Origin of the sequence: Streptomyces sp. KL116D (assembly GCF_030766975.1) — a bacterium.
Classification (GTDB): domain Bacteria; phylum Actinomycetota; class Actinomycetes; order Streptomycetales; family Streptomycetaceae; genus Streptomyces; species Streptomyces longispororuber_A.
The window spans coordinates 88,417-109,499 of the sequence record NZ_JASERH010000103.1 but is presented as its reverse complement, the minus strand read 5'-3'; the positions used below and the strand labels follow the sequence as shown (position 1 = coordinate 109,499).

Annotated in this window: 10 protein-coding genes; 6 read left to right on the top strand and 4 right to left on the bottom strand. The window is 71.3% G+C overall.

All coding sequences use genetic code 11. From position 1 onward, the window contains the following. The first annotated feature begins 166 nt into the window (after positions 1 to 166). Positions 167 to 1,735, top strand: coding sequence for a long-chain-fatty-acid--CoA ligase (locus tag RBJ77_RS40615; protein WP_372349565.1), 1,569 nt, complete (start codon positions 167 to 169; stop codon positions 1,733 to 1,735). Between the two features lie 29 nt (positions 1,736 to 1,764). Here RBJ77_RS40615 and RBJ77_RS40610 read toward each other — a convergent pair whose 3' ends face one another. Together RBJ77_RS40610 and RBJ77_RS40605 are read right to left on the bottom strand one after the other, a co-directional pair. Continuing rightward, positions 1,765 to 3,096 carry a M1 family metallopeptidase gene (locus RBJ77_RS40610; RefSeq protein WP_372349564.1) on the bottom strand — a complete coding sequence of 444 codons (1,332 nt, stop codon included), beginning with the start codon at positions 3,094 to 3,096 and terminating at the stop codon, positions 1,765 to 1,767. Positions 3,097 to 3,167: 71 nt separating this feature from the next. Continuing rightward, on the bottom strand, positions 3,168 to 7,055 hold the full coding sequence (locus RBJ77_RS40605) for a Pls/PosA family non-ribosomal peptide synthetase (RefSeq protein ID WP_372349563.1): 3,888 nt from the start codon (positions 7,053 to 7,055) through the stop codon (positions 3,168 to 3,170). Positions 7,056 to 7,345: 290 nt separating this feature from the next. Between RBJ77_RS40605 and RBJ77_RS40600 the strand changes: the two genes are divergently transcribed. Further along, on the top strand, positions 7,346 to 8,581 hold the full coding sequence (locus RBJ77_RS40600) for a cytochrome P450 (protein ID WP_372349562.1): 1,236 nt from the start codon (positions 7,346 to 7,348) through the stop codon (positions 8,579 to 8,581). 22 nt (positions 8,582 to 8,603) lie between these two features. On the opposite strand, the gene RBJ77_RS40595 is transcribed toward RBJ77_RS40600, so the two are convergent. Then, the gene (locus tag RBJ77_RS40595; RefSeq protein WP_372349561.1) at positions 8,604 to 9,965 is read right to left on the bottom strand and encodes an aminopeptidase C; all 1,362 of its coding nucleotides are present in this window, start codon (positions 9,963 to 9,965) and stop codon (positions 8,604 to 8,606) included. Between the two features lie 338 nt (positions 9,966 to 10,303). Here RBJ77_RS40595 and RBJ77_RS40590 point away from each other — a divergent pair, with 338 nt between their 5' ends. The 4 genes from RBJ77_RS40590 to RBJ77_RS40575 are packed head-to-tail and all read left to right on the top strand — an operon-like array spanning position 10,304 to position 16,322. Then, a complete protein-coding gene (locus RBJ77_RS40590) occupies positions 10,304 to 12,013 on the top strand; it encodes an ATP-binding cassette domain-containing protein (protein WP_372349560.1) in 1,710 nt (569 codons plus the stop codon). A 60-nt stretch (positions 12,014 to 12,073) separates the two neighbouring features. After that, on the top strand, positions 12,074 to 13,240 hold the full coding sequence (locus RBJ77_RS40585; RefSeq protein WP_372349559.1) for a tyrosine-type recombinase/integrase: 1,167 nt from the start codon (positions 12,074 to 12,076) through the stop codon (positions 13,238 to 13,240). Further along, complete coding sequence (locus RBJ77_RS40580; protein ID WP_372349558.1) at positions 13,237 to 15,756, top strand: tyrosine-type recombinase/integrase; 2,520 nt, start codon at positions 13,237 to 13,239, stop codon at positions 15,754 to 15,756. The genes RBJ77_RS40585 and RBJ77_RS40580 overlap by 4 nt, the downstream gene beginning before the upstream one ends. A 23-nt stretch (positions 15,757 to 15,779) precedes the next feature. After that, entirely contained in the window at positions 15,780 to 16,322 is a 543-nt protein-coding gene (locus RBJ77_RS40575; protein ID WP_372349557.1) for a DUF6262 family protein, read from the top strand. Between the two features lie 282 nt (positions 16,323 to 16,604). On the opposite strand, the gene RBJ77_RS40570 is transcribed toward RBJ77_RS40575, so the two are convergent. After that, a complete protein-coding gene (locus tag RBJ77_RS40570; RefSeq protein ID WP_372349556.1) occupies positions 16,605 to 21,077 on the bottom strand; it encodes a trypsin-like peptidase domain-containing protein in 4,473 nt (1,490 codons plus the stop codon). Between the last annotated feature and the right edge of the window lie 6 nt (positions 21,078 to 21,083).

Below are 21,083 nucleotides of genomic sequence, written 5' to 3'. Positions count from 1 at the left end.
TCAATCACACGTCGGACCGGACCGGGCCCGAGCCGTGACCGATGTGATTCCCGATTAACAAAAGTACGTCACGACGCTTCTCTGCCAGCGGCGTTGGACGGCACAATGCCGCCACGACCCCCACTACGCACGGCCCTTGCCCACCGACGAACCCGAGGAGTCGCCCATGTCGACGGACACGGCTCCCGCCTGGTCCTTCCGGAACCACTGGATGTCCCAGGCGGCCACCCACGCGACGATGCGTCCCGACCAGCCCGCGCTGCGCCACCTCGGCGAGACGACGACGTGGGCGCAGCTGTCGCGGCGCTCGCTGCAACTCGCCGCCGCCCTCGCCGACCGGGGCGTCACCGCGGGCGACCGCGTGGCCCTGCTCACGCTCAACCACCCGTGGTGCGTGGAGAGCGTGTTCGCGGCGAACAGCCTGGGCGCCATGGCCGTGCCGCTCAGCTTCCGGCTCGCCCCGCTGGAACTCGGCTACATCCTGGCCGACTGCACCCCGGCGGCGATCGTCGTCGACGCCCGGCTGCTGCCCCTGCTGCGGGCCGTGCCGGACGCCGCGTCGATCGGCACGGTCGTCGTGATCGGCGAGCCGTCGGAGGCGACGGAGGGCTGTCTCGCGTACGAGGAGTTCCTCGCGGCGCACGAGCCGATGGAACTGCCCGACATCAGCGAGGAGTCGACCGCGCTGATCATGTACACCTCGGGCACCACCGGACGGCCGAAGGGGGTGATGCTCTCCCACCGCAACATGCAGGTGCAGGCGCTCACCTGCATCCGCGCGATGGAGATGTTCGACGACTCCGACGTCGGGTTCCTGACGGCGCCCTTCTTCCACATCGCAGGGCTGGGCTCGATCGTGGCGAACATCCTGGTCGGCGGCACGGTGGTGATCCATCCGCTGGGCGCCTTCGACCCGGCGGCCGTGCTCGACGCGTACGAACGCGAGGGCGCCACCGTCGTGTTCAACGTCCCGCAGCAGTGGGACCTGATCTGCGCGCAGCCCGACATCGACAAGCGCGACCTGAAGCTGCGGATCATCAGCTGGGGGGCCGCTCCCGCGAGCGACGCGACGCTGCGCGCCATGGGCGAGAAGTTCCCCGGCGCGCTCAACGTGGCGGTGTTCGGCCAGACCGAGACCTCGCCGATCACCTGCGTGCTGCGCGGGGAGGACTCCCTGCGCAAGCTCGGCTCGGTCGGCCGGCCGATCCCGAGCATCCAGCACCGCATCGTCGACGCCGACATGAACGACGTCCCCGTGGGCGAGGTCGGCGAGATCGTCTACCGCGGCCCCAACCTGATGCAGGGCTACTGGCAGAAGCCGGACGAGACCGCGGAGGCCTTCGACGGGGGCTGGTTCCACTCCGGCGACCTGGTCAGGCGGGACGACGAGGGCTTCGTCTGGGTCGTCGACCGCAAGAAGGACATGATCATCAGCGGTGGCGAGAACATCTACTGCGCCGAACTGGAGAACGCCGTCGCCGCGCACCCGGCCGTGCGCGAGGTCGCGGTGATCGGCCGGCCCGACGAGCGCTGGGGCCAGGTGCCGGTCGCCTGCGTCTCCCTCGCGCAGGGAGCCGAGCTGTCGCTCTCCGGCCTGACGGAGTTCCTCGACGGGCGGCTGGCGTCGTTCAAGCGGCCCAAGGACCTCGTGGTCCTCGCCGAACTGCCCCGCAACGCGGGCGGCAAAGTGGTCAAGTCCGTACTGCGCACCGAGGACGCGGCCCGCGCCTCCTGACCGGCCTCACCGGCCTCCCCGGCAGCCGTTCAGGCAGCGGGCACCGGCAGCGGCGGCAGCCGGGTCCCGTACAGCCAGGCCGCGAACAGCTCGTCCACCGGCCCGGACGCGAACCGCTCCACGTGCGCGGTGAACGTCCGGGTGCTGACCACGCCGTGCCGGTGGACGACGGCCCACTCGCGCAGCATCCGGAAGAACGCGTCCTCGCCGAGCGCGCGGCGCACCGCGTGCACGGCGAGGCCGCCGCGCTCGTAGAGCCGGTCGTCGAACATCGACTTGCGGCCCGGGTCGGCCAGTTCGAGGTCCTGGGACTGGCCGGCCAGCAACCGGTGGGCGCTCGCTGCCAGTTCCTGGGCGGAGCGCCCGCCCGAGCGCTCCGACCAGAGCCACTCCGCGTACTTGGCGAAGCCCTCGTTGAGCCAGATGTGCCGCCAGTCGGCGACGGTGACGCTGTTGCCGAACCACTGGTGGGCGAGTTCGTGGGCGACCAGCCGCTCCGAGCCGCGGGAGCCGTCGACGTGGTTGACGCCGAACAGCGACAGGCCCTGCGCCTCCACCGGCACGTCGAGTTCCTCGTCGGCCACGACGACGGCGTACTCGCCGAACGGGTAGGGCCCGAAGAGCTCCTCGAAGAGGGTCATCATCTGCGGCTGGCGCGCGAAGTCCCGGGAGAACTCGGCGAGCAGGTGCGCCGGGAAGTGACCGGTCTGCGGCACCCCGCTCAGCCCCGGGTCGCCGAGGAGGGCCGTCTGGTACCGGCCGATGGACAGGCCGACCAGATAGCTGGAGGTGGGCGCGGGCTGTTCGTAGAGCCAGGTGGTGGTGGAGGCCCTGGTGGTCCGGGTCAGCAGCTTGCCGCCGATCACCACCTGGTACGCCGAGGGGGTGGTGATCGCGATCTGGTACGCGGCCTTGTCGGCCGGCCGGTCGTTGCACGGGTACCAGGACGGCGCCCCCACCGGCTGGCTGGCGACGAGCGCGCCGTCGGTCAGCTCCTCCCAGCCGAGTCCGCCCCAGGGGCTGCCGACCGGCTTCGGGTTGCCCGCGTAGGTCACCTCGACGGTGAACGCGGACCCGGCGGGCAGTTCCTTCGGCGGGCGCACCCGCAGCTTGCCGCCGCGGTGCGTGTAGTGCGGGGCGCGGCCGTCGACGCGGATGCGGCCGATCCGGAAGTCGCCGAGGTTCAGCTGGAACTCGGTGAGCGGGGCGCGGCCCGCGATCGCGCTGAGCCGGGCCGTGCCCTCGAGCCGGTTCGGGCCCGGCCGGTAGTCGAGGTCCAGCTCGTACCGGTGCACCCGGAAGCGGGAGTCACCGTTGCCCGGGAAGTAGGGGTCCGGTGCCGTCTTCTGCTGCCCGCTCACGCCTGGTCCGCTCCCTGCCCTGTCCTCGTGCGACGTGCCGCCGCGGTGCACCTCGGCGGCGGCCCGCCGCCTCAGGGGCGCCAGGCCTCGATCGGATTGCCCAGCCAGCGGGTGTCCGCCGGTACCGACTCACCGGCCATCACGAGGGAGGCGGGGCCCAGGGTCGTACGGGCTCCGATCTCGCTGCCGGGGAGCACGATCCCGCCCGGGCCCAGGGTGGCGCCCGCACGGAGGATCACAGTATCCGTCCGCAGGATCCGATCATGGAAGAGGTGGGTCTGCAGGACACAGCCCCGGTTCACGCTCACCGCGGACTCGAGCGTGACCAGATCGGTCTCCGGCAGCCAGTAGCTCTCGCACCACACGCCCCGGCCGATGCGGACGCCGAGTCCGCGCAGCCACAGGTTGAGGACGGGGGTGCCGGGCACGGCGCCGGCGAGCCAGGGGACGGCGAGCATCTCGACGAACGTGTCGGCGAGTTCGTTGCGCCAGACGAAGCCGCACCACAGCGGGTGCTCGCCGGTGCGGTGCCGGCCGACGAGCAGCCACTTGGCGGCGACCGAGACGAGCGCGCCGAGCGCGCCCGCGGCGAGCAGCACCGCGCCGGACAGCAGCGCCGCGAGCCACAGCCCGTGCGCCGCGGCCGCGGCCAGCAGCCCGACCGTGAGGATCACCAGCGCCGCGGAGCAGAACACCGGCACGATCCGGCACAGCTCGACCAGGGCCCGGGCCAGCCGCAGCCGGGCGGGCGGCGCATAGGTGCGGCTGTCGTCGGAGCCGGCCGCCGCGCGGGGCAGTTCGACCGGCGGGAGCCCCAGGTAGGAGCTGCCCTTCTTGGCCTTCTTCGGGGTGGCCGACAGCACGCCGACCAGTCCGTCGTCGGGCACCCGGCGGCCGGGCGCGGTCATACCGGAGTTGCCGAGGAAGGCGCGTCGGCCGATCTCCGCGCGGCCGGTCCTGACCCAGCCGCCGCCCAGTTCGTACGGGGCGGTCAGCGTGTCGTCGGCGAGGAAGGCGCCCTCGCCGACCGTGGTCAGGCCGGGCAGCGCGAGCACGGTGGACACCTCGGCGCCGCGGCCGACGCGCATGCCGAGCAGCCGCATCCAGACGGGCGTGACGAGCCCGGCGTACAGCGGGAAGAGGACCTGCCGGGACAGGTCCATGAGCTGGCTGACGGACCACGCCTGCCAGCCGACGCGGCTGTGGGTGGGGTGGGTGCCGGGGTGCAGGCCGAGGCCGAGCAGCCGCACGCCGGCGAGGATCAGCGCGGCGTAGGCGAGGCCGAAGGCCAGGGTGGCGGGGGCGAGCGCGAGCAGGGCGCCGCGGACGGCGTCGCCGAGCGTGGCGCCGGCGGGCACGAAGGCGCGCGCCACGTACAGCGCGGGCACCGCGGCGGCGACGGGCAGCAGGGTCAGTGCCGTCCCCGTCACGCCGTACATCGCCCGCCAGCGCGCCGCGCGCGGCGGGCGCTCGCGGGGCCAGTCGCGCTTGGCCTTGCCGAGCTTGGCGGCGGGCGATCCGGCCCAGCGCTGGCCGGTCGGGATCTGGCCCCGGACGGCCGAGCCCGGGGCGACCTCGGCGCGCTTGCCGACCTTGGCGCCGGGGAACAGGATGCTGCGGGTGCCGACCACGGCTCCCGCGCCGACCCTGACCTGGCCGATCTCCAGGCGGTCGCCGTCCAGCCAGTGCCCGGACAGGTCCACCTCGGTCTCCACGGAGCAGCCGCGGCCGAGCTTGAGCAGTCCGGTGACCGGGGGCAGCGAGTGCAGGTCGACGTCGGCGCCGACCTTGGCGCCGAGGGCCCGGGCGTAGCGCTGGAGCCAGGCGCCGGTGAGCGAGGTCGCGCCGCTGTACTCGGCGAGGCGTTCGGCGGTCCACAGGCGCAGGTGGACGGAGCCGCCGCGCGGGTGGCTGCCGGGGGCGACGCCGCGCAGGAGCAGCCGGGCGCCGCCCGCCGCGAGGCCCAGGCGTCCGGGTGGGCTGTGCAGGACCAGGGCGCCGGCCGCGACCAGCCACCAGGAGGCGGTCGGCGCCCACGCGTAGCCGCCGAGGTGGTGCAGGACGTTGCCGAGGGCGGCGAGCACGACGACCCAGCGCAGGCCGACGAGGGTGAACAGCGGGACCAGCAGCGCCAGTTGGGCGGCCTGGGTGCGGACGGGCACGGGGGTGACGACGCGGGCGGCGCCGTCGTCCTGGCGGGACTTCTCCAGGCGTCGGGCGAGCTTGCGCAGGACGGGCCGCTCGTAGAGGTCGATGACGGCGGCGCTCGGGTAGCGGGTGCGCAGCCGGGTGGTGAGGCGGGCGGCGGCCAGGCTGTTCCCGCCGATCGCGAAGAAGTCGTCGGAGGCGCTGGTCACGGGGATGCCGAGGGTCTCGCTCCACTGCTCGGCGAGCCAGGCCTCGGTGCCGTACAGCTGCTCGGTCGCGGCGCCGGTGTCGAGGTCGGGCAGCGGCCAGGGCAGCGCGTTGCGGTCGACCTTGCCCGAGGTGCGGGTGGGCAGTTCGGCGACGGGGGCCAGCAACGGCACGAGCGCGGCGGGCAGTTCGGCGCGCAGCCGGGCGACGGCGGCGGCATGGTCGAAGCCGTCCTGGGTGACCAGGTAGCCGACGAGCAGCTGGTTGCCGCTGCGGGCGGTGCGTACGGCGGCGGCCGCGCCCGCGACGCCGGGCAGGGCCTGGAGGGCGGCGTCGACCTCGCCGAGTTCGATGCGCCGGCCGCCGAGCTTGATCTGCTCGTCGGTGCGGCCGAGGAAGACGAGGCCCTCGGGGTCCGCCCTGACGAGGTCGCCGCTGCGGTAGGCGCGCGGCCAGCCCATCGACTCCAGCGGCGCGTACTTCTCGGCGTCCTTCTCGGGGTCGAGGTAGCGGGCGAGGCCCGCGCCGCCGATGACGAGCTGCCCGCTGGCACCCATCGGCACCGGCCGGCCCGCCTCGTCGACGACGACCAGCTCCCAGCCGTTCAGCGGCAGTCCGATCCGGACCGGTTCCTCGCCGGTCATCAGGGCGGCGCAGGCGACGACGGTGGCCTCGGTGGGCCCGTACGTGTTCCAGACCTCGCGGCCCTCGGTGACCAGGCGCTGGGTGAGCTCGGGCGGGCAGGCCTCGCCGCCGAAGATCAGCAGGCGGACGTCGTCGAGGGCCTCCGGCTCCCACAGGGCGGCGAGGGTCGGCACGGTGGAGACCACGGTGATCTCCTGCTCGACGAGCCACGGCCCGAGGTCGGCGCCGCTGCGCACCTGTGAGCGGGGCACCGGCACGAGGCAGGCGCCGTAGCGCCAGGCGAGCCACATCTCCTCGCAGGAGGCGTCGAAGGCGACGGAGAGACCGGCCATCACGCGGTCGCCGGGCCCGATCGGCTCCTCGGTCAGGAACAGGGCGGCCTCGGCGTCGACGAACGCGGCGGCGCTGCGATGAGCGACCGCGACGCCCTTGGGCCGTCCGGTGGAACCGGAGGTGAAGATGATCCACGCGTCGTCCGCCGGTCCTGGCCGGGCGGCGGGCACGTCGGCGGGCTTGTCGACGGTGAACTCGTGTCCGGCGCCGATGACGGTACGGACCTCCGCCTCCCCGAAGACGAGCTCCGCGCGCTCCTCCGGGTCCTCCGCGTCGACCGGCACGTAGGCGGCGCCGACGGCCAGGACGGCGAGGATCGCGACGTACAGCTCGTTCGTGCCGCTGGGCACCCGGATCCCGACCCGGTCGCCCAGGCCCACTCCGGCCGCGTCGAGCCTGCGCCGTAGCTGTTCCACTTCCACGGCCAGCGTGCGGTACGTCAGCTGGCGGGTGCCGTCGTCGAGGGCGAGCTCGTCGGGGTACGCCAGGACCGTGGCGTCGAGCACGTCCATGAGGGTGCGCGGCGGCGCGGCGCACCCCGCTGAGAAGAAGGCAGGCTCCTCGAACCGTTCGCTCATCTCCGCGTCGAGCAGGCTGAGCTCAGCGTTCGTGCGCGTGGCTTCCATCGGATCCTTACGTAGCGGGCCGCGCATCCCCGGGAGTTCGCCGTGCCCCACCCGGTCTGCCGGAGGCTGTCCGCATGCCTGTGCCGGACAACCGGCAAAGCCTAATCGGTCCCCGGAAATCCGGCATCGCGGACCGAGGAAGCCTCCGCCGCCCCTCCGCCCGGCCACGACCGCCACCGCGGGAGTCCGCCGGGGGAGTCCGCAGGGCGGGCGTCTTACGCGGCGCGGTGGTGTGCGGCATGCTGGCGGGCGTGGGTGCCGACCTGTCGCGTCGTCCGGTCCCTGCCGAAGTGTCCGAACAGCAGTTGTTCGTCCTCGACCCCAGCGGATCCGACCACCACGCCGAGCACCTGGCCCTGCGCGCCCGCGGCCCGGCCACGCCGGTGGACATCCTCGGGGTGACCGCCTGGTCGGTCTCCGACCCCGAGCTCCTCAAGCAGCTCCTGACCAGTCCGCACGTGTCCAAGGACGCCCGGGCCCACTGGCCGGCCTTCGCGGAGACGGTCGCGACCTGGCCGCTGGCCCTGTGGATCGCGGTGGACAACATGTTCACGGCCTACGGGGGCGACCACCGTCGCCTGCGCCGCCTGGTCGCACCGGCCTTCTCGGTCCGCCGGGTCACCGCGATGAAGGCCGATGTCGAGGCGCTCGTGAGCGGCCTGCTCGACCGGCTCGACGAGGTTCCGGACGGTGCGGTCGTCGATCTGCGCGAGCACCTGGCCACGCCGCTGCCGATCGCCGTCGTCGGCCGGCTGATGGGCCTGCCCGCCGCCCAGGGTGCCGAGTTCCGCACGCTGGTGGACGGCGTGTTCGCCACCACGCTCTCCGCCGACGAGGCCGCGAAGAACACGGCGGCCGTGTACCGGCTGCTCGCGGAGCTGATCGACGCCAAGCGGGCCGAGCCGGGCGACGACATGACGTCCCTGCTCATCGCCGCCCGCGACGAGGAGGGCGACGGCGGCGCCCTGACCGACGCCGAGCTGCGCGACACGCTGCTGCTGATGATCAGCGCCGGCTACGAGACGACCGTCAACGTCATCGACCAGGCCGTCTGCTCCCTGCTGACCGACCCGGCCCAGCTGGCCCACGTCCGGGCCGGCCGCTGCTCGTGGGAGGACGTCGTCGAGGAGACCCTGCGTCTCGAACCGGCCGTCAAGCACCTGCCCCTGCGCTGCGCGCTCCAGGACCTCCCGCTGCCCGACGGGCGGACGATCCGGGCCGGTGAGGCGATCCTCGCCTCGTACGCCGCCGCCAACCGCCACCCGGACTGGCACGGCGACGGCGCGGACCGCTTCGACGCGACCCGCGCCACCAAGGAGCACCTCGCCTTCGGGCACGGCGTCCACTACTGCCTGGGCGCCCCGCTCGCCCGGCTGGAGGTGACCACGGCCCTGCACCGCCTCTTCGACCGCTTCCCCGACGTCCGGCTCGCCGTGCCCGTCGAGGAGCTGGCCCCGGTGCCGACCCTGATCAGCAACGGACACACGACCCTGCCCGTACGCCTGCGGCCGGCACCGGTGGACTGACCGGGGCCGGGCCGACCGGTCCTCAGTCGGCGAGCGCGCCCATCGGGTCCCAGGCGGGCAGGACGATAGGCGGCTCGTCGAGGGCGGCGGCCAGCTCCGGCGGCAGCGCGGACCGCCGCACCGCGACCTCGAAGACGTGCTCGCCGAACCACGAGTCGTTCATCGTCCAGAAGCCCTTGTCGGCCTTCTCGTCGCCCCAGCTGTTCTCGACCCGCCAGCGGCGCGGCGCACCGTCGACCACGTCCACGCCGGTGAACAGCATCGCGTGCGTCATCTGGGTCTCGTGGTGGACGAGCCGGGCCGCCTTGTCCAGCTCGAACGACGCGTCGTAGACCGCCTCGTAGTCGAACAGGTCCGCGTCCCAGAGCCCGAGGTCGGCGCGCATCATCCGGCCCACGTCGCAGCCGAACCAGACGGGTTCGCCGGCCACCACGGCCGCCATGCTGAGACGTTTCAGCAGATCCATCTCGACGTTCAGGTAGACCACCGGCGGAGCCTCGACGACGTTGCCCAGGTGCTCGACGGTGAAGGTGCGGCCGACCGGGCTCGACTCCCTGGGGTCGTGCACGAGGCACACGTACTCGTCGAGGGGTATCCGCACGTACGCGGCGGCGAACTCGGCCGGCGTCAGCCAGCCGTCCCGGTGGAACTCCTGGTCCTTGTCCCGCCACTGCCACAGGAACCGCCGCGGCGGCGTGCCGAGGTGGATGCTGAGCACCCGGTGCACGGCGGCCAGCACCTCGTGCTTGTGCGCCCGCTGCGCCTCGGGCCCTTCGGCGGCCAGCCGGCGCAGGTCCCGGGCGCCCCGGCGGAGCAGGCTCTTCAGGGCCCGGTTCATCGGTCCGGTCGCCGACGAGCTGTCCGTCTCCGGCATCGCCGACTTCGGCACCAGGCCGTGCTTGGCGACGAGCGCCACGAACATGTTCCACTGGCCGCCGTCGCTGATCGGGTCCCCGAGCAGGTGCGCCACCGTGCGGTCGTCGACGTCCCGGTCGGACGTCTCGACGATGCTCTCCAGGAAGTGGTTCGCCCGCTCGAACTTGTCCCACCACAGCACGTAGTTCTGGGAGAACTCGAAGTCCTTGACGCCGAGTTCGCGCGCGGCGCCGACGCGCAGCAGGTTCAGCCCGGCGAACATCCAGCAGCGGCCGCTCTTCTTCTGGTTGGTGACCTTCCAGTCGTCCAGGTGGTGGGAGACGGAGTGGTCGGCGGCGGTCACGATGCGCCGGTCGAGGGCGATGTCGTCCACGGACGTCTGGGTCACGGCGTTCTGCATCAGACGGTTCGCCGGCCGGGCGGCGAACTCCTTCTCGAACGCCTCGAGTTGCTCTGCGGTGAGGCTGCGGTCCTTGGCCTGGCGGGAGTGCGATTGTCCGAGCGTCACAGTGATCCGCTTTCCCGTTCTCGATGCGGCCCGTGGTCCCGGGCCCGTGGCTGGCAGGAGGGGTGGAGCGGTCTCACCGTTCCACGGCCGTTGAGCGGCAGTCAACGGACGTGTCCCGAGCCGAACCTCACCGGTCACAGGGGTTTCAGGCGTCGGCGATTCGGCCAACTCCGCGCCGTCCGGGACCGGCTCCACCACGGCGGGCACGCCCTCGTGCCCCGGTGTTCACGGGCGCCCAGCACGTCCGGAATCGGCCGCGTTCGATTCCCCGCGGGCGTCGTTGGGCCGGGCACCGCCGGACCACCCCGCGCGGCGACCACCCCTGAGGAGGGATGCAGATGACGGTGAACGACACTGCGACCGCGGCCGGGACGGCACCGCCCCCACCACCGCCCGCCACGCTCACCTTCGAGGGCGAGCACGGCAAGAACCCGCTGGCGGACGCCAGTTTCACGGCCATGTGCCGACGCCTGCCCGCCGTGCTCGCGCACACGGCACGCCGGGCGTGGGGCGTCGACAGGACCGGTGTCGTCCTGCTCCTCGCCTGCCAGGTGTTCACCGGCGTCGCGGCCGCCGTCGTCCTCACCTGCACCGCCCGCGCGATGACGCACCTGCTCGGCACGGGCCCCGTGTCCGAACGCCTGCACGGGGCCCTGCCCGCCCTGCTGGTGGTGACGGCGGCCGCCGGCCTCGGCCGGATCAGCAGCGCCCTGTCCTCGTACGCCGACGGGCGGATCACCCCGCTGCTGACGTCGGAGGCGGACCTCGCACTCGTCGCCGCCGTCTGCCGGGTGGAGTCCGCCGCGTACGGCGAGGACGGGTTCGCCGACCGGCAGGAGGCCGCCGAGGTCGGCGTCACCCGCACCCGGCTGATGGTGCAGGACGCCCAGCGCTTCATGGCCGCCCTGATCCGCATGATCGCCGCGAGCGGGGTGATCACCGCGCTGCACCCGCTGATGCTGCCGCTGCTGCTGCTCGCCGTGCTGCCGGCCGGCACCGGGGCGGTGCTCAGCGCACGCGTGGACTACGAGACGCACTACCTGAACGTCGGTGACCGCAACGTCCGTTCCATGATGCGCTGGTGGGCCACCTACTCCCGGTACGGCGACGAGGTCCGCGCCAACGGCATGACCGGCTACCTCGTCCACTGGTACCGCGCCCTGTCCGACCGCATCGACCGGCGCACCCTCACCGCCGCGCCCCGCATGCTCCGCATCGTCCTGGCGACCAGCGCCCTGGGCGGACTGTTCCTGCTGGGCACGTGGGCCGCGCTCGCCTGGCTGGCCACCACCGGCCGGGTCGCCCTGCCCGTCGCCGCCACCGCCGTGGTCGCCGTGCAGACGACGCTCGCCGCGCTGTCCCAGTTCGTGGTGCACGGCGCCGCCATGTTCCACACCTCCCTGTACCTGGCGGACATGCGGGCGTTCCTCGACCTGGCGGCCCGGCGCGCCCCCGACCGCGGTACGGCGACCGTCCCCGACCGGGTGGCGGAGATCCGGCTCGACGAGGTCTCCTACCGGTACCCCGGCAAGGACGAACCCGCGGTCGCCGGGGTCTCCCTCACGCTGCGCCGCGGCGAGATCCTGGCCGTCGTCGGCGAGAACGGCTCCGGCAAGTCGACCCTGACCAGGCTCCTCACCGGCATCCTCCTCGCCGACAAGGGCCGCGTGCTGTGGGACGGCACCGATCTCGCCGACGCCGACCCCGACGCCGTGTGGCGCCGCACCTCGCTCGTCCCGCAGAACTTCGCCTGCTGGCCGCTGCGGGCCCGCGAGAACATCACCCTGGGCCAGCCGAAGACCCACGACGACGGTCCGGTCTGGGACGTCGTCGACGCCGTCGGCATGCGCGAGGCCGTCGAGAAGCTGCCGCACGGGCTCGACACCCTGCTGGCCAAGGAGCTGTGGGGCGGTGCCGAGCTGTCCGGCGGCCAGTGGCAACGCCTGGCGTGCGCACGGGCGTTGTACCGCCGCACGCCGCTGCTGATCCTGGACGAGCCGACCTCGCAGATGGATATCTATAGCTCCTGCAGTCCGGCAGGGATATGAGTCCTGGGCCCTGACCGGCTGCCCTGCGACCAGTATCCGAGAGCTGTAGGGACGTTAGGTATGTTCGTGATCATGATGGGTGGGTATCGCGCCGAGAGGGCGCTGGGGCCGGTGGATGGGTCTATAGCCTGGGTTGTTGTGGATGACGGGTTCTCGCTGCACGAGGAGTCGTGTGCGTTCTTGGCGGGGCTGCGGGCGCGGGGCCGGTCGTCGAACACCGAGCGGGTGTACGCCGGCCGTGTGGCGGTGTACCTGTCGTGGTGCGAGGCGAATGGAGCGGACTGGGCCCGCCCGGGGCTGCTTGATCTGGCTCGGTTCCTGCGATGGCTGGTGGCGGAACCGCTGCCGGCGCGTGGGCGTGACGGCGGCGGGGTGCCGCGGTTTCGTACCGAGGCGACGGCGAACGCGGTGATGACCGCGGTGTGCGAGTTCCTGCGGTTCGGGAGCCGGCAGGGCTGGGTGCCAGCCGAGGTGGCGGCGTCGTTGACGGAGCCGCGGTATCTCGCGTATCTGCCGTCGGGCTTCGACCCGGGTGAACAGGGCCAGTTCCGCAGCATCCGGGCACGGATGCTGAAGTATCCCGCGGCGGTGGAAGGCCCGCAGTGGCTGTCGGATGAGCAGATCGAGCAGCTCCGGGCTGCCGCCGTTCGGGGCCGGGACCGCTTCTTGGTGTCACTGCTGGCCTACACCGGGGTGCGGATCGGTGAGGCGTTGGGGCTGCACCGGCAGGACATGCACCTGCTGTCGAACTCGGCAATGCTGGGCTGTCAGGTGACAGGGCCGCACGTGCATGTGCGGCGTCGGCTGAACGCGAACGGGGCGCTGGCCAAGTCGCGTTTCTCGCGGTGGATCCCGGTGACCGACGACCTGGTCGACAGCTATGCGGAGTACCTGCATGAGCGGGCCGCGCAGTTGCCGGGTGAGGTAGACAGCGACAGCGTGTTCGTGAACTTGTATGCGGGGCGGCGGGGCCAGCCGATGACGTATGTGGCCGCGAAGGACATGTTCGACCGGCTTGCGCGGCGGGTGGGGTTCGAGGCCCGCCCGCATATGTTGCGGCACTCCGCGGCCACCCGCTGGATCCGTGCGGGCGTCGACCGCGATGTGGTGCAGCGGCTCCTCGGCCACGCCTCGGCGTCGTCGCTGGATGTGTATCTGCACGCCGGTGATGAGGAGCTTCGGGACGCGGTGACGCGGGTCGCGGCTAGTCGGAAGGCTCAGGCATGACGCTGGCCGTCGTCCCGGAGCCGGTCGCGAGCGGCCCGGAGGGCATCGATCTGCAAGCGTGGAGGCGCTGGCTGGGCGCCGCTGTTGAGGCCGACTGGCGGCCTGGGGAGTGGGACGGGCAGTCGCTGCTGTTCACCGGCGATGTGGACAACCCGCGCACCCGTGCCTACTCCTGCCGGACCCTGGCCTGTTCCACGGTGGTGCACACCAACAGCTTCTGCTTCCAGTGCACCGAGCAGATGAAGGCCGGCGGCCAGTCGGCTGAGGAGTTCGCCGCCGTCTATGTTCCGGCGCGTTTGGCGGTCGCTGGCGGGCAGGATCCGGCTCGCTGCGCGGTCCAGCGCGCGGGGCGCCGCTGCGGCTACCCGGCCTCCTCGCGGGGGTTGTGCATCGTCCATTACCAGGGCTGGCGCAAGCACTCCGGGCGGCCGACCTTCACCGGTGCGGAGCTGGCCGCCTGGGTGGCAGAGTCCGGGGTGCCTATCGAGGAGCAGGTGCCTGCCTGCGTGGTGCCGGGGTGCGTCAGTGCGGCGGCGCCGCGTCGGATTCTGTGCGCGTATCACCACCGGGCTCGGGCGGCGGCCGCCCGGCGTGGGGAGGCGGGGGCGGATGCCGCGTCCTGGGCGCAGGGGCAGATCCCGTTCTTGCTGCAGCATCAGTTCTCACTGCGTCCTCTGGGCGAGCTGGTGCGCTTGGAGTTCTTGTATGCGCTGCAGCAGCGTGATGCGCGCGGGGCGAAGCTGGACACGCAGTGCGTGCGCCACATGGTGCGCACCTTTACCGACGCCGAGAGCCTGCTGCTTATCGACCGGGCAGACGCTTTGGTGCTGGTGGAGCGGGCGTCGAACAACACCCGCGCGCACGTCAAGGAGTTCTTCCGGCACGCCAGGGCCGGATACGAGCAAGCGCTGGGGCACGGCCCGCGCGACGGCGAGGTGTGGGACGCGGTCAGCGCGAAGCTGGCCTCGCGCTACAGCCGCTCCGGACGCCGCTACAACCAGGGCACGATCGACTTCACGAAGATCGCCCAGCCGTGGCTGCGTCACGCGGCGCTGGAATGGGCGCGGGCCACGGACCCGGACACGTTCGTGCTCCGCCGCACCCTGGACTCCTGCCTGCGTGCCTCGGTGTCGCTGCAGGCCCGTCCGGGCGGCGGGCATGACCCGGCCAGCCTGACGTTTGCCGACATGGATGCGGTGGTGGAGGCGTTCAAAGACGCCCGCAAACCGGACGGCGAACGGTACGCCTTCACCCATCGCCGCGACCAGCTGACGAAGTTCTTCCAGCTGCTGGACTTCGGCCGCAAGGCCGGGCTGCTGGAGGAGCTGGCCGGCGGCTTCGCTCGCCACCAGTCGCACATGATCCCCACCGAGGAACGCGACGACGAGGAAGCCGGCAAGGCCATCCCCGAACCGGTCATCGCCCAGCTCGATGCGCACGTGAACACACTCGGTGTCGGCTTCCCTTACGGCCAGATGGCACCCGCCGACGTGCAATTGATGTTCCAGACTGCGTATGTGGTGCTACGCGACACCGGGCGCCGACCAATCGAGGTCTGCTCACTCAAGACCAGTTACCTGGAGATCGACGGCGACGACGTCACGCTGATCTGGGACAATCACAAGAAGAAGCGCTACCGCCGCCGCCTGCCGATCACCACCGACACCGCCAGTGCGATCCAGCGCTGGATGCGGCGGCACGAGCACCTGAACCTGCCGCCCGGCAGCCGCACCTATCTGTTCCCGGCGATCTCCGCCGACACCGGGGTGCCGCACCTGGTGTCCGGCAACCTGGCCCGGGCGATCCGCGCCTGGGTCGATGCCCTGCCGGCCCTCCACTCCGGGAACCTCGATCGAGACGGCGCCCCACTGCCCTACGACACCGCGGGAATCTTCCCGTATGCGTTCCGGCACTCCTACGCACAACGCCACGCAGACGCAGGGGTGCGCCCCGACGTGCTACGCGATCTGATGGATCATCGCTCGGTGGACACCACCATGGGCTACTACAAGGTCTCCCTGGAACGCAAACGGGCCGCCGTGGCCACCATGCGCCTGCAGGTCGTCGACCGTTCCGGGCAACCCGCACCCATGGCCTCAACGACTGCCTACCAAGCGCGCTCTGTCGCCGTGCCCTACGGCAACTGCACCGAACCTACCAACATCAAAGCCGGCGGGAAGAGCTGCCCGCTGCGATTCCAATGCGCCGGCTGCGGCTTCTACCGCCCCGACCCCTCCTACCTGCCCGCCATCGAAGAACACCTCCACCAGCTGCGCACCGACCGCGAGACCGCCAGCGCGCTGGACGCAGCCGACTTCGTCACCCGCAACCTCACCGACCAGATCGGCGCCTACACCGAAGTCGCAGAGAAGATGCACAAGCAGCTTGCGGAACTCCCCACCGACCAGCAGACCGAGATCGAGGAAGCCGGGCGGATCCTACGCAAAGCCCGCGCCGCTGACGGCCACACCCTGCTCCCGCTCACCGTCATCAACCGTGGCCAGGGGGCCTCGTGACAAGTCCACGAACTCCCGGCCAGGTGCTGCGAGAATCTCGCCGCAAGGACAGCCGTGACAAACGGGCTCGGGTCCTGCACACCGTCGATGACCTGCTCACCCGTGGCGAGCCCGTCACCTTCACCGGTGTCGCCAATGCGGCGGGCGTCTCGACCTGGCTCGTCTACGCCCCCGGCGTCCGCGAGCACATCGAAGCCGCCCGCACCCAGCAGTCCCGCACCGCAGCCAGAGGCGACGGAGCTAGGTCGGCGGGCGGTGCCATGAGTACGCGCACCGACCTGGAGGTTCTTCGCGCAGACAACCAACGGCTCCGCAGCCAGGTCAGCGACCTCAAGGAGACCCTGCAGCGCCAGCTCGGTCGACAACTGGATCAAATGCAGTCGACCGACCTCACGGAACGGATCGGTGAACTGACCGCACAGAACCAAGAGTTGAACAGTCAGCTCGCTCAGCTCCGCTATGAGAAGCAGGATCTTGAACGGAGACTCGGCGATACCAGCGACGACCTCGTCGCCGCCCGAGCGAGCCTCAGGAGGATGATCCGCAGCGAGAACTCACAGCAGTAGCCGACCGTCCGCGGGCACGTAACTGGTTGCGGGGACCTGAGTTGGCCCCGCAGGGGGTTGCGATGGAACGCCATCTGCGCTCCGAGTTGAAGGAGCGCAGATGGCGCGGATGACCAAGGCTGAGAAGTTCGCCGCGATCCGGCGGGACGTGCGGCTTGAGGGCATGGGTATCCGGGCGCTCGCCCGAAGGTGCGGAATCCATCGCCGGAAGCGCCCTGACAGGTTCGGGGGCGGTCTTCGTGTTGGCCCATGGGGCAGAACGAGGACACGCTCGCCGACCCGTCAGTCGAGACAGCTAAGCCGAGTGCTCGGGCGGTTGCCGGGGTTGGCCTCGGTCAACTGCATCCGGAAGGGACCGCTGCGCCGCATCACCTCGTCGGCCAAGCAGCCTCGGCCGACCTCGGCAAGTTGCCTGGCCAGATGTTCCAGGAAGTGAGCCAGCTGCATCTGCTGGGTATGGGACACGGGCGCTTTGAGCCGACGCCAGACGAGAATGGACTCGATCAGGGCTGGCATCACCTCCTCGTCCCGTCCTCGCTCGCTCAACCACAGGGCGACTAGCACCTGTGATGTCGCGTAGTGCGCTGTGTACTTGACCGGGATGAGGTTGGCAAGCCTACGGTAGCTCTCCACCGCCTCTTGCTGACAGGCCAGGGCTTCATCGAAGCTGCCCGCCGTACGCAGGCGCCCGGCGAGTGCGGCGATGGCTTGCGCGTACTGGCTCAAGTACGCATCGGTGTCGCTCCTCGCCAGAACCCGGTATACGGCCGCCGCCTCGCGCAGCACCGCCAGTGATGTCTCGCCCTCTCCCATCGCGTCCAGAAGACTGGACTGCGTCTCCAGTGCCTGGGCGTAGTTCAGCTGCACCGGCACCGTGTGATCCATGGTCCGGTACACGTCGAGCGCTCTGTCCAGCACGGCGCGCGCGTCCTCGCGGCAGACGCTCATGAGCTTTTTGGCCAAGGGCACCAGAGAGCGGGCGTAGAGCAGTGTGTAGCGGTCCGGGTCCGCGGCGGCCGCACGCTGATATGCCGCCGTCACGCGTTCGAGCATGGCCAGCGCCTCTTCGTGCCGCTCAGCACGGCCCAGGCGTTTGGCAGCTCCGTTCAGCGCGCCTACGAGCCGCCCGACGTACCGGGTGACGTTACGCTCGGCAAGTTGTTCGTACGCGTCCGCCGCCCGTACGAAGACGGGCAGCGCTTCCTCGTCCTGTCCCGCCGCGGCCAGCTTGTGCGCTCTTTTGAGCAGTTTCGGGGCCTGCGAGACCAGCTCGGGGTCGAGCGGCGCGGTCAGTGCCTGCCCGTACGCGGTGACGGCTTGCTGATACGCGGTGAGCGCCTCCGCCTCCCGGCCCGCCTCGACGTGGTCCTTCGCTTCGGACTCCAGGGCCTGCGCCCGCGCCACCAGCTCCGGTTTCCGCGAGGCCGCCTCCGTCCGGGCGAAGGTCGCGCAGGCTTCCTGATACGTCTGGAGTGCCTCGCCGACGTATCCCAGTCCGGCCTCCTGACGTGCCAGCATCACAAGATTCGTCGCGAGGATGTCCAGAAAGCTCGCTGGCTTCCCGGCGGCGAGTTGCCGGCGCGTGACCACGGCACTGCGCAGGACCTTCAGCGCGTCGTCCGCTCTGCCTGTCTCGGCGTACCAGTTACTGAGCATGGTCTCGGAGTGGGCCAGGCGCAGACCGTATTCAGGGTCTGCAGCGAACAGTTGCCGGCAGACCTCCACGGCCTGCTCCAGGCAAGCCAGTGCCGCGGGCGAGGGTGCCCTGGTGCCTGATGCGGTGGCGGCGAAGAACAGTTCCCGTTCCAGTTCGGGTAGGTAGCGTGAGGGATTCATCCTCGCGAGCCGTCGCCGGATCTCCGTCGCCTGTTCCCGGCTGGCCGTCGCCTCGTCCTCCTGGCCCAGGGCGGTCCAGCGCCGTGCGACATCGACGAGGCAGTCCGCCAGCACCGACAGGTTCCCGTCCGGTCTCGCGTCGGCGAGGTCGCGTGCCATCTGCGACGCCTGCTCGGAAGCCCGCAGCGCCCCCTCGCCGTCCCCGCAGTTGTCGAGCACCGTCGCCAGCTGGCGGAGCGCGCGGGTCAGTGCGAAGGTCGTGTCCGACGCGGGATCGGCCGCCTGCTCGAACAGCTGCCGGCAGATGGCGACGGCACGCTGGGCCGCAGCCAACGCCTTTGGGGGTTGCCCGGCGTCGAGTAGTCGTTTGGACAACGTCACCAGCGAGTCCGCCAGATGTGCCTCGGCGTCCGCGCCGACCAACCGCGCCTGCATGGCCACGGCTCGCTCCACCTGAGCGATCGCCCGCCCGTACTGCCGCAGGTCGACAAGCCTGTTCGCATGGCTGACGAGGTAGCGGGCGAGGCGGGACGTGTGCGCTTCCGGGTCCGACGCGACCAGACGCTCCGCGTACTTCACCGCCTCGTCGACGGCTTGGGCGGCCCGCCTGACATCGCCCTGGGGCCGACGCTCCTTCCGGTTGCGGCTCGCATACCGGTTCGCGAGGCCCACCAGCGCCTCCGCGAGATGCGGTTCGTACGTCTGCGGGTCCTCGGCGACCAGTTTTTCCCGGTAGAGCAGCACCACGTCCTTCATCACCGTCAGCGCCTCGGCCCGACGGCCCTCCCATGCCAGGCGGCTCGCCAGCACTTCGAGGGACCTGGCGTACCGGTACAGGTCGGCGGGGACGCCGGATTCGGCCGCCAGGCGGCAGCGGCCGACGATCAGCTCGGCCAGCACCGTCGCCTGGCGCACTAGTCTCTCAGTGGAGCGCGGGACGGCCTCCAGCAGCGCCTCCAGTACGTCCAGCGACAGCGCGTCCGGCTCGGCGAGTACGGCGTCGATCGCATGCACCATCGGCCCCGGGTTCTCGGTCTCGGCGATCACCGTGACCGCGGCGACACCGAACCGGCTCGCATTTTCCTTGATCAGTTGGGCGAGCACATCGGCCACGTGGTGCTGACGCACCTCTGCCCGGGCCAGCACGGTGAGCAGGTGGTTGATCTGCCGTCCGGTCGCCACGTTCGCCGCATCATGGAGCAGCTGGGGCCGCTCCTTCAGCACGGTGCCGATGAGGTGTTCGCCAAGTCGATCCGGCTGCAGCGTCGCCCAGAAGTGACTGGACGTCCAGTACAGATCGCTGATCCATTGCGCGGCCGCGACGCTGCCGTCCTCCCCCAGGTCCCGCAAGCCGATCACCCTTCCCAGCACGGGCAGAGCCTCAGCCTCGTCGGTGGCGCTCCACGCCGACGCCGAGGCGACCGCGTACCGGCGCGACTGGGTCCCGAGTGTCAGGCCCCGGGTCTTCGCCGCCTTCTCCCAGTAACGCTGTTCGTGGAGGAGCAGCACGTCCTCCGTGCGTGTCGTCGACGAAGCCAGTGGGCGGCCCGCCTCCAACAGGGCGGCCAAGGCATTCATGTGCAGGGCCAGCACCGAGCGGTCGTGGGCACCGCCCGTTCCGAGGGCTGGCCGCAGAGCCACCCGGTCGCGTATGGACCGCCAGTTCACATCCTGGTGGTCGGGCAGAGACGACAGCGCGTCCGCCAGTGAGCTGACTGCGGCCCGCCACGCGGAGATACGGCCCGTCGGGGTGACCTCCAGTGGCTTCAGGTGCTCGACCGGCGCGGCTACCAGAGACGACAGGTTCGGCGACGCGGCCATCTGCGCCAGCCAGTCGCCCACCGACCGGGCGAGGAGCAGCAGCCGTACCGGACGTCGTGGGTGCCCCAAGTGGCGTGCTAATGCGTGTAGTTGCTCCTGCCTGGTCTCGGCGTAGTCGACGACCAGCAGCAAGGGGTGGGACAGCTGCTCAAGCGCCTTCAGCGTCTCGGCGGGCGCATCCTCGGCGAGCCGGCCCGTGACCCAGTCCTGGGCACGGAGGCGGTGGCAGAGTTCCACACCGAGCCGCGTCTTGCCCTCGCCTCCGCCGCCCACGAGCAGCCGTGTCGAGAAGGATCCGGGTTCGAGGCACCAGCTCTCCAGCGCCGCCAAGAGGTTGGTGCGGCCGTGAAACGGCACCACCTCCACGTCCGCGCGCAGCAGATCTGCCGGCGAATCGGCCCTCGGCGGCTCCGCGAACAGCCGCCAGAGATCCGCCGGCTCGATGACGCAATCCCGGCCGGTATCGGCCTTCAGCAGCGAGCGGAACTCCGGGTCGGCGGCCAGTGCAGAGACGGGCATGGCCGTCAGACGGCTGCTGGAGAACCCTCCCTGATCACCGGCGACGACCCCGATGAGAAGGCCGTCGGCGAACAGCGCCGCCCCCGACATCCCATGCCAGGGAGTACTGCTGTTTTTCACCCGGGTCGGCGGATCGTCTACGCGTACCGCGTACCAGCCTGCCTTGACACCAGTCAGCGGGTTGACCCGGCCACTGAGATGCTCCGTGTCGCGGAACCCGTCCGGATGCCGCTGTACGTCCGGGAATCCTGCGGCGGTCACCCGCGTGCCGATCGCCGATGTCGCCAGCCGACCCCAGCGGACAGCCTTCCAATGGGACGGCAGACTCTGTTCGGGATCGCTGACGCGCAGGAGTGCGACATCGAGGTTCTGGCCGTAGCGGTACCAGGCGACGGTGCACTCGATGTAGTCGGCGGCGCCGAGCAGACGAACCTGCACCGTCCGTGCCGGTGCGCCGTCGACCAGCACCACATGGGCCGCCGTCAGCAGCAGGCGGGGTCCCACGCCGTAGGCGGAACCACAGTTCCAGGGGCTGTCACCGGTCGTCGCGTAGACCTCGGCGATCAGGGCCGTGTCCATGCCAGT

Coding starts and splice junctions, on each gene's coding strand:
- RBJ77_RS40615 (WP_372349565.1), top strand. CDS start 167: ATGTCGACGGACACGGCTCCCGCCTGGTCCTTCCGGAACCACTGGATG.
- RBJ77_RS40605 (WP_372349563.1), bottom strand. CDS start 7,055: ATGGAAGCCACGCGCACGAACGCTGAGCTCAGCCTGCTCGACGCGGAG.
- RBJ77_RS40590 (WP_372349560.1), top strand. CDS start 10,304: ATGACGGTGAACGACACTGCGACCGCGGCCGGGACGGCACCGCCCCCA.
- RBJ77_RS40585 (WP_372349559.1), top strand. CDS start 12,074: ATGTTCGTGATCATGATGGGTGGGTATCGCGCCGAGAGGGCGCTGGGG.
- RBJ77_RS40580 (WP_372349558.1), top strand. CDS start 13,237: ATGACGCTGGCCGTCGTCCCGGAGCCGGTCGCGAGCGGCCCGGAGGGC.
- RBJ77_RS40570 (WP_372349556.1), bottom strand. CDS start 21,077: ATGGACACGGCCCTGATCGCCGAGGTCTACGCGACGACCGGTGACAGC.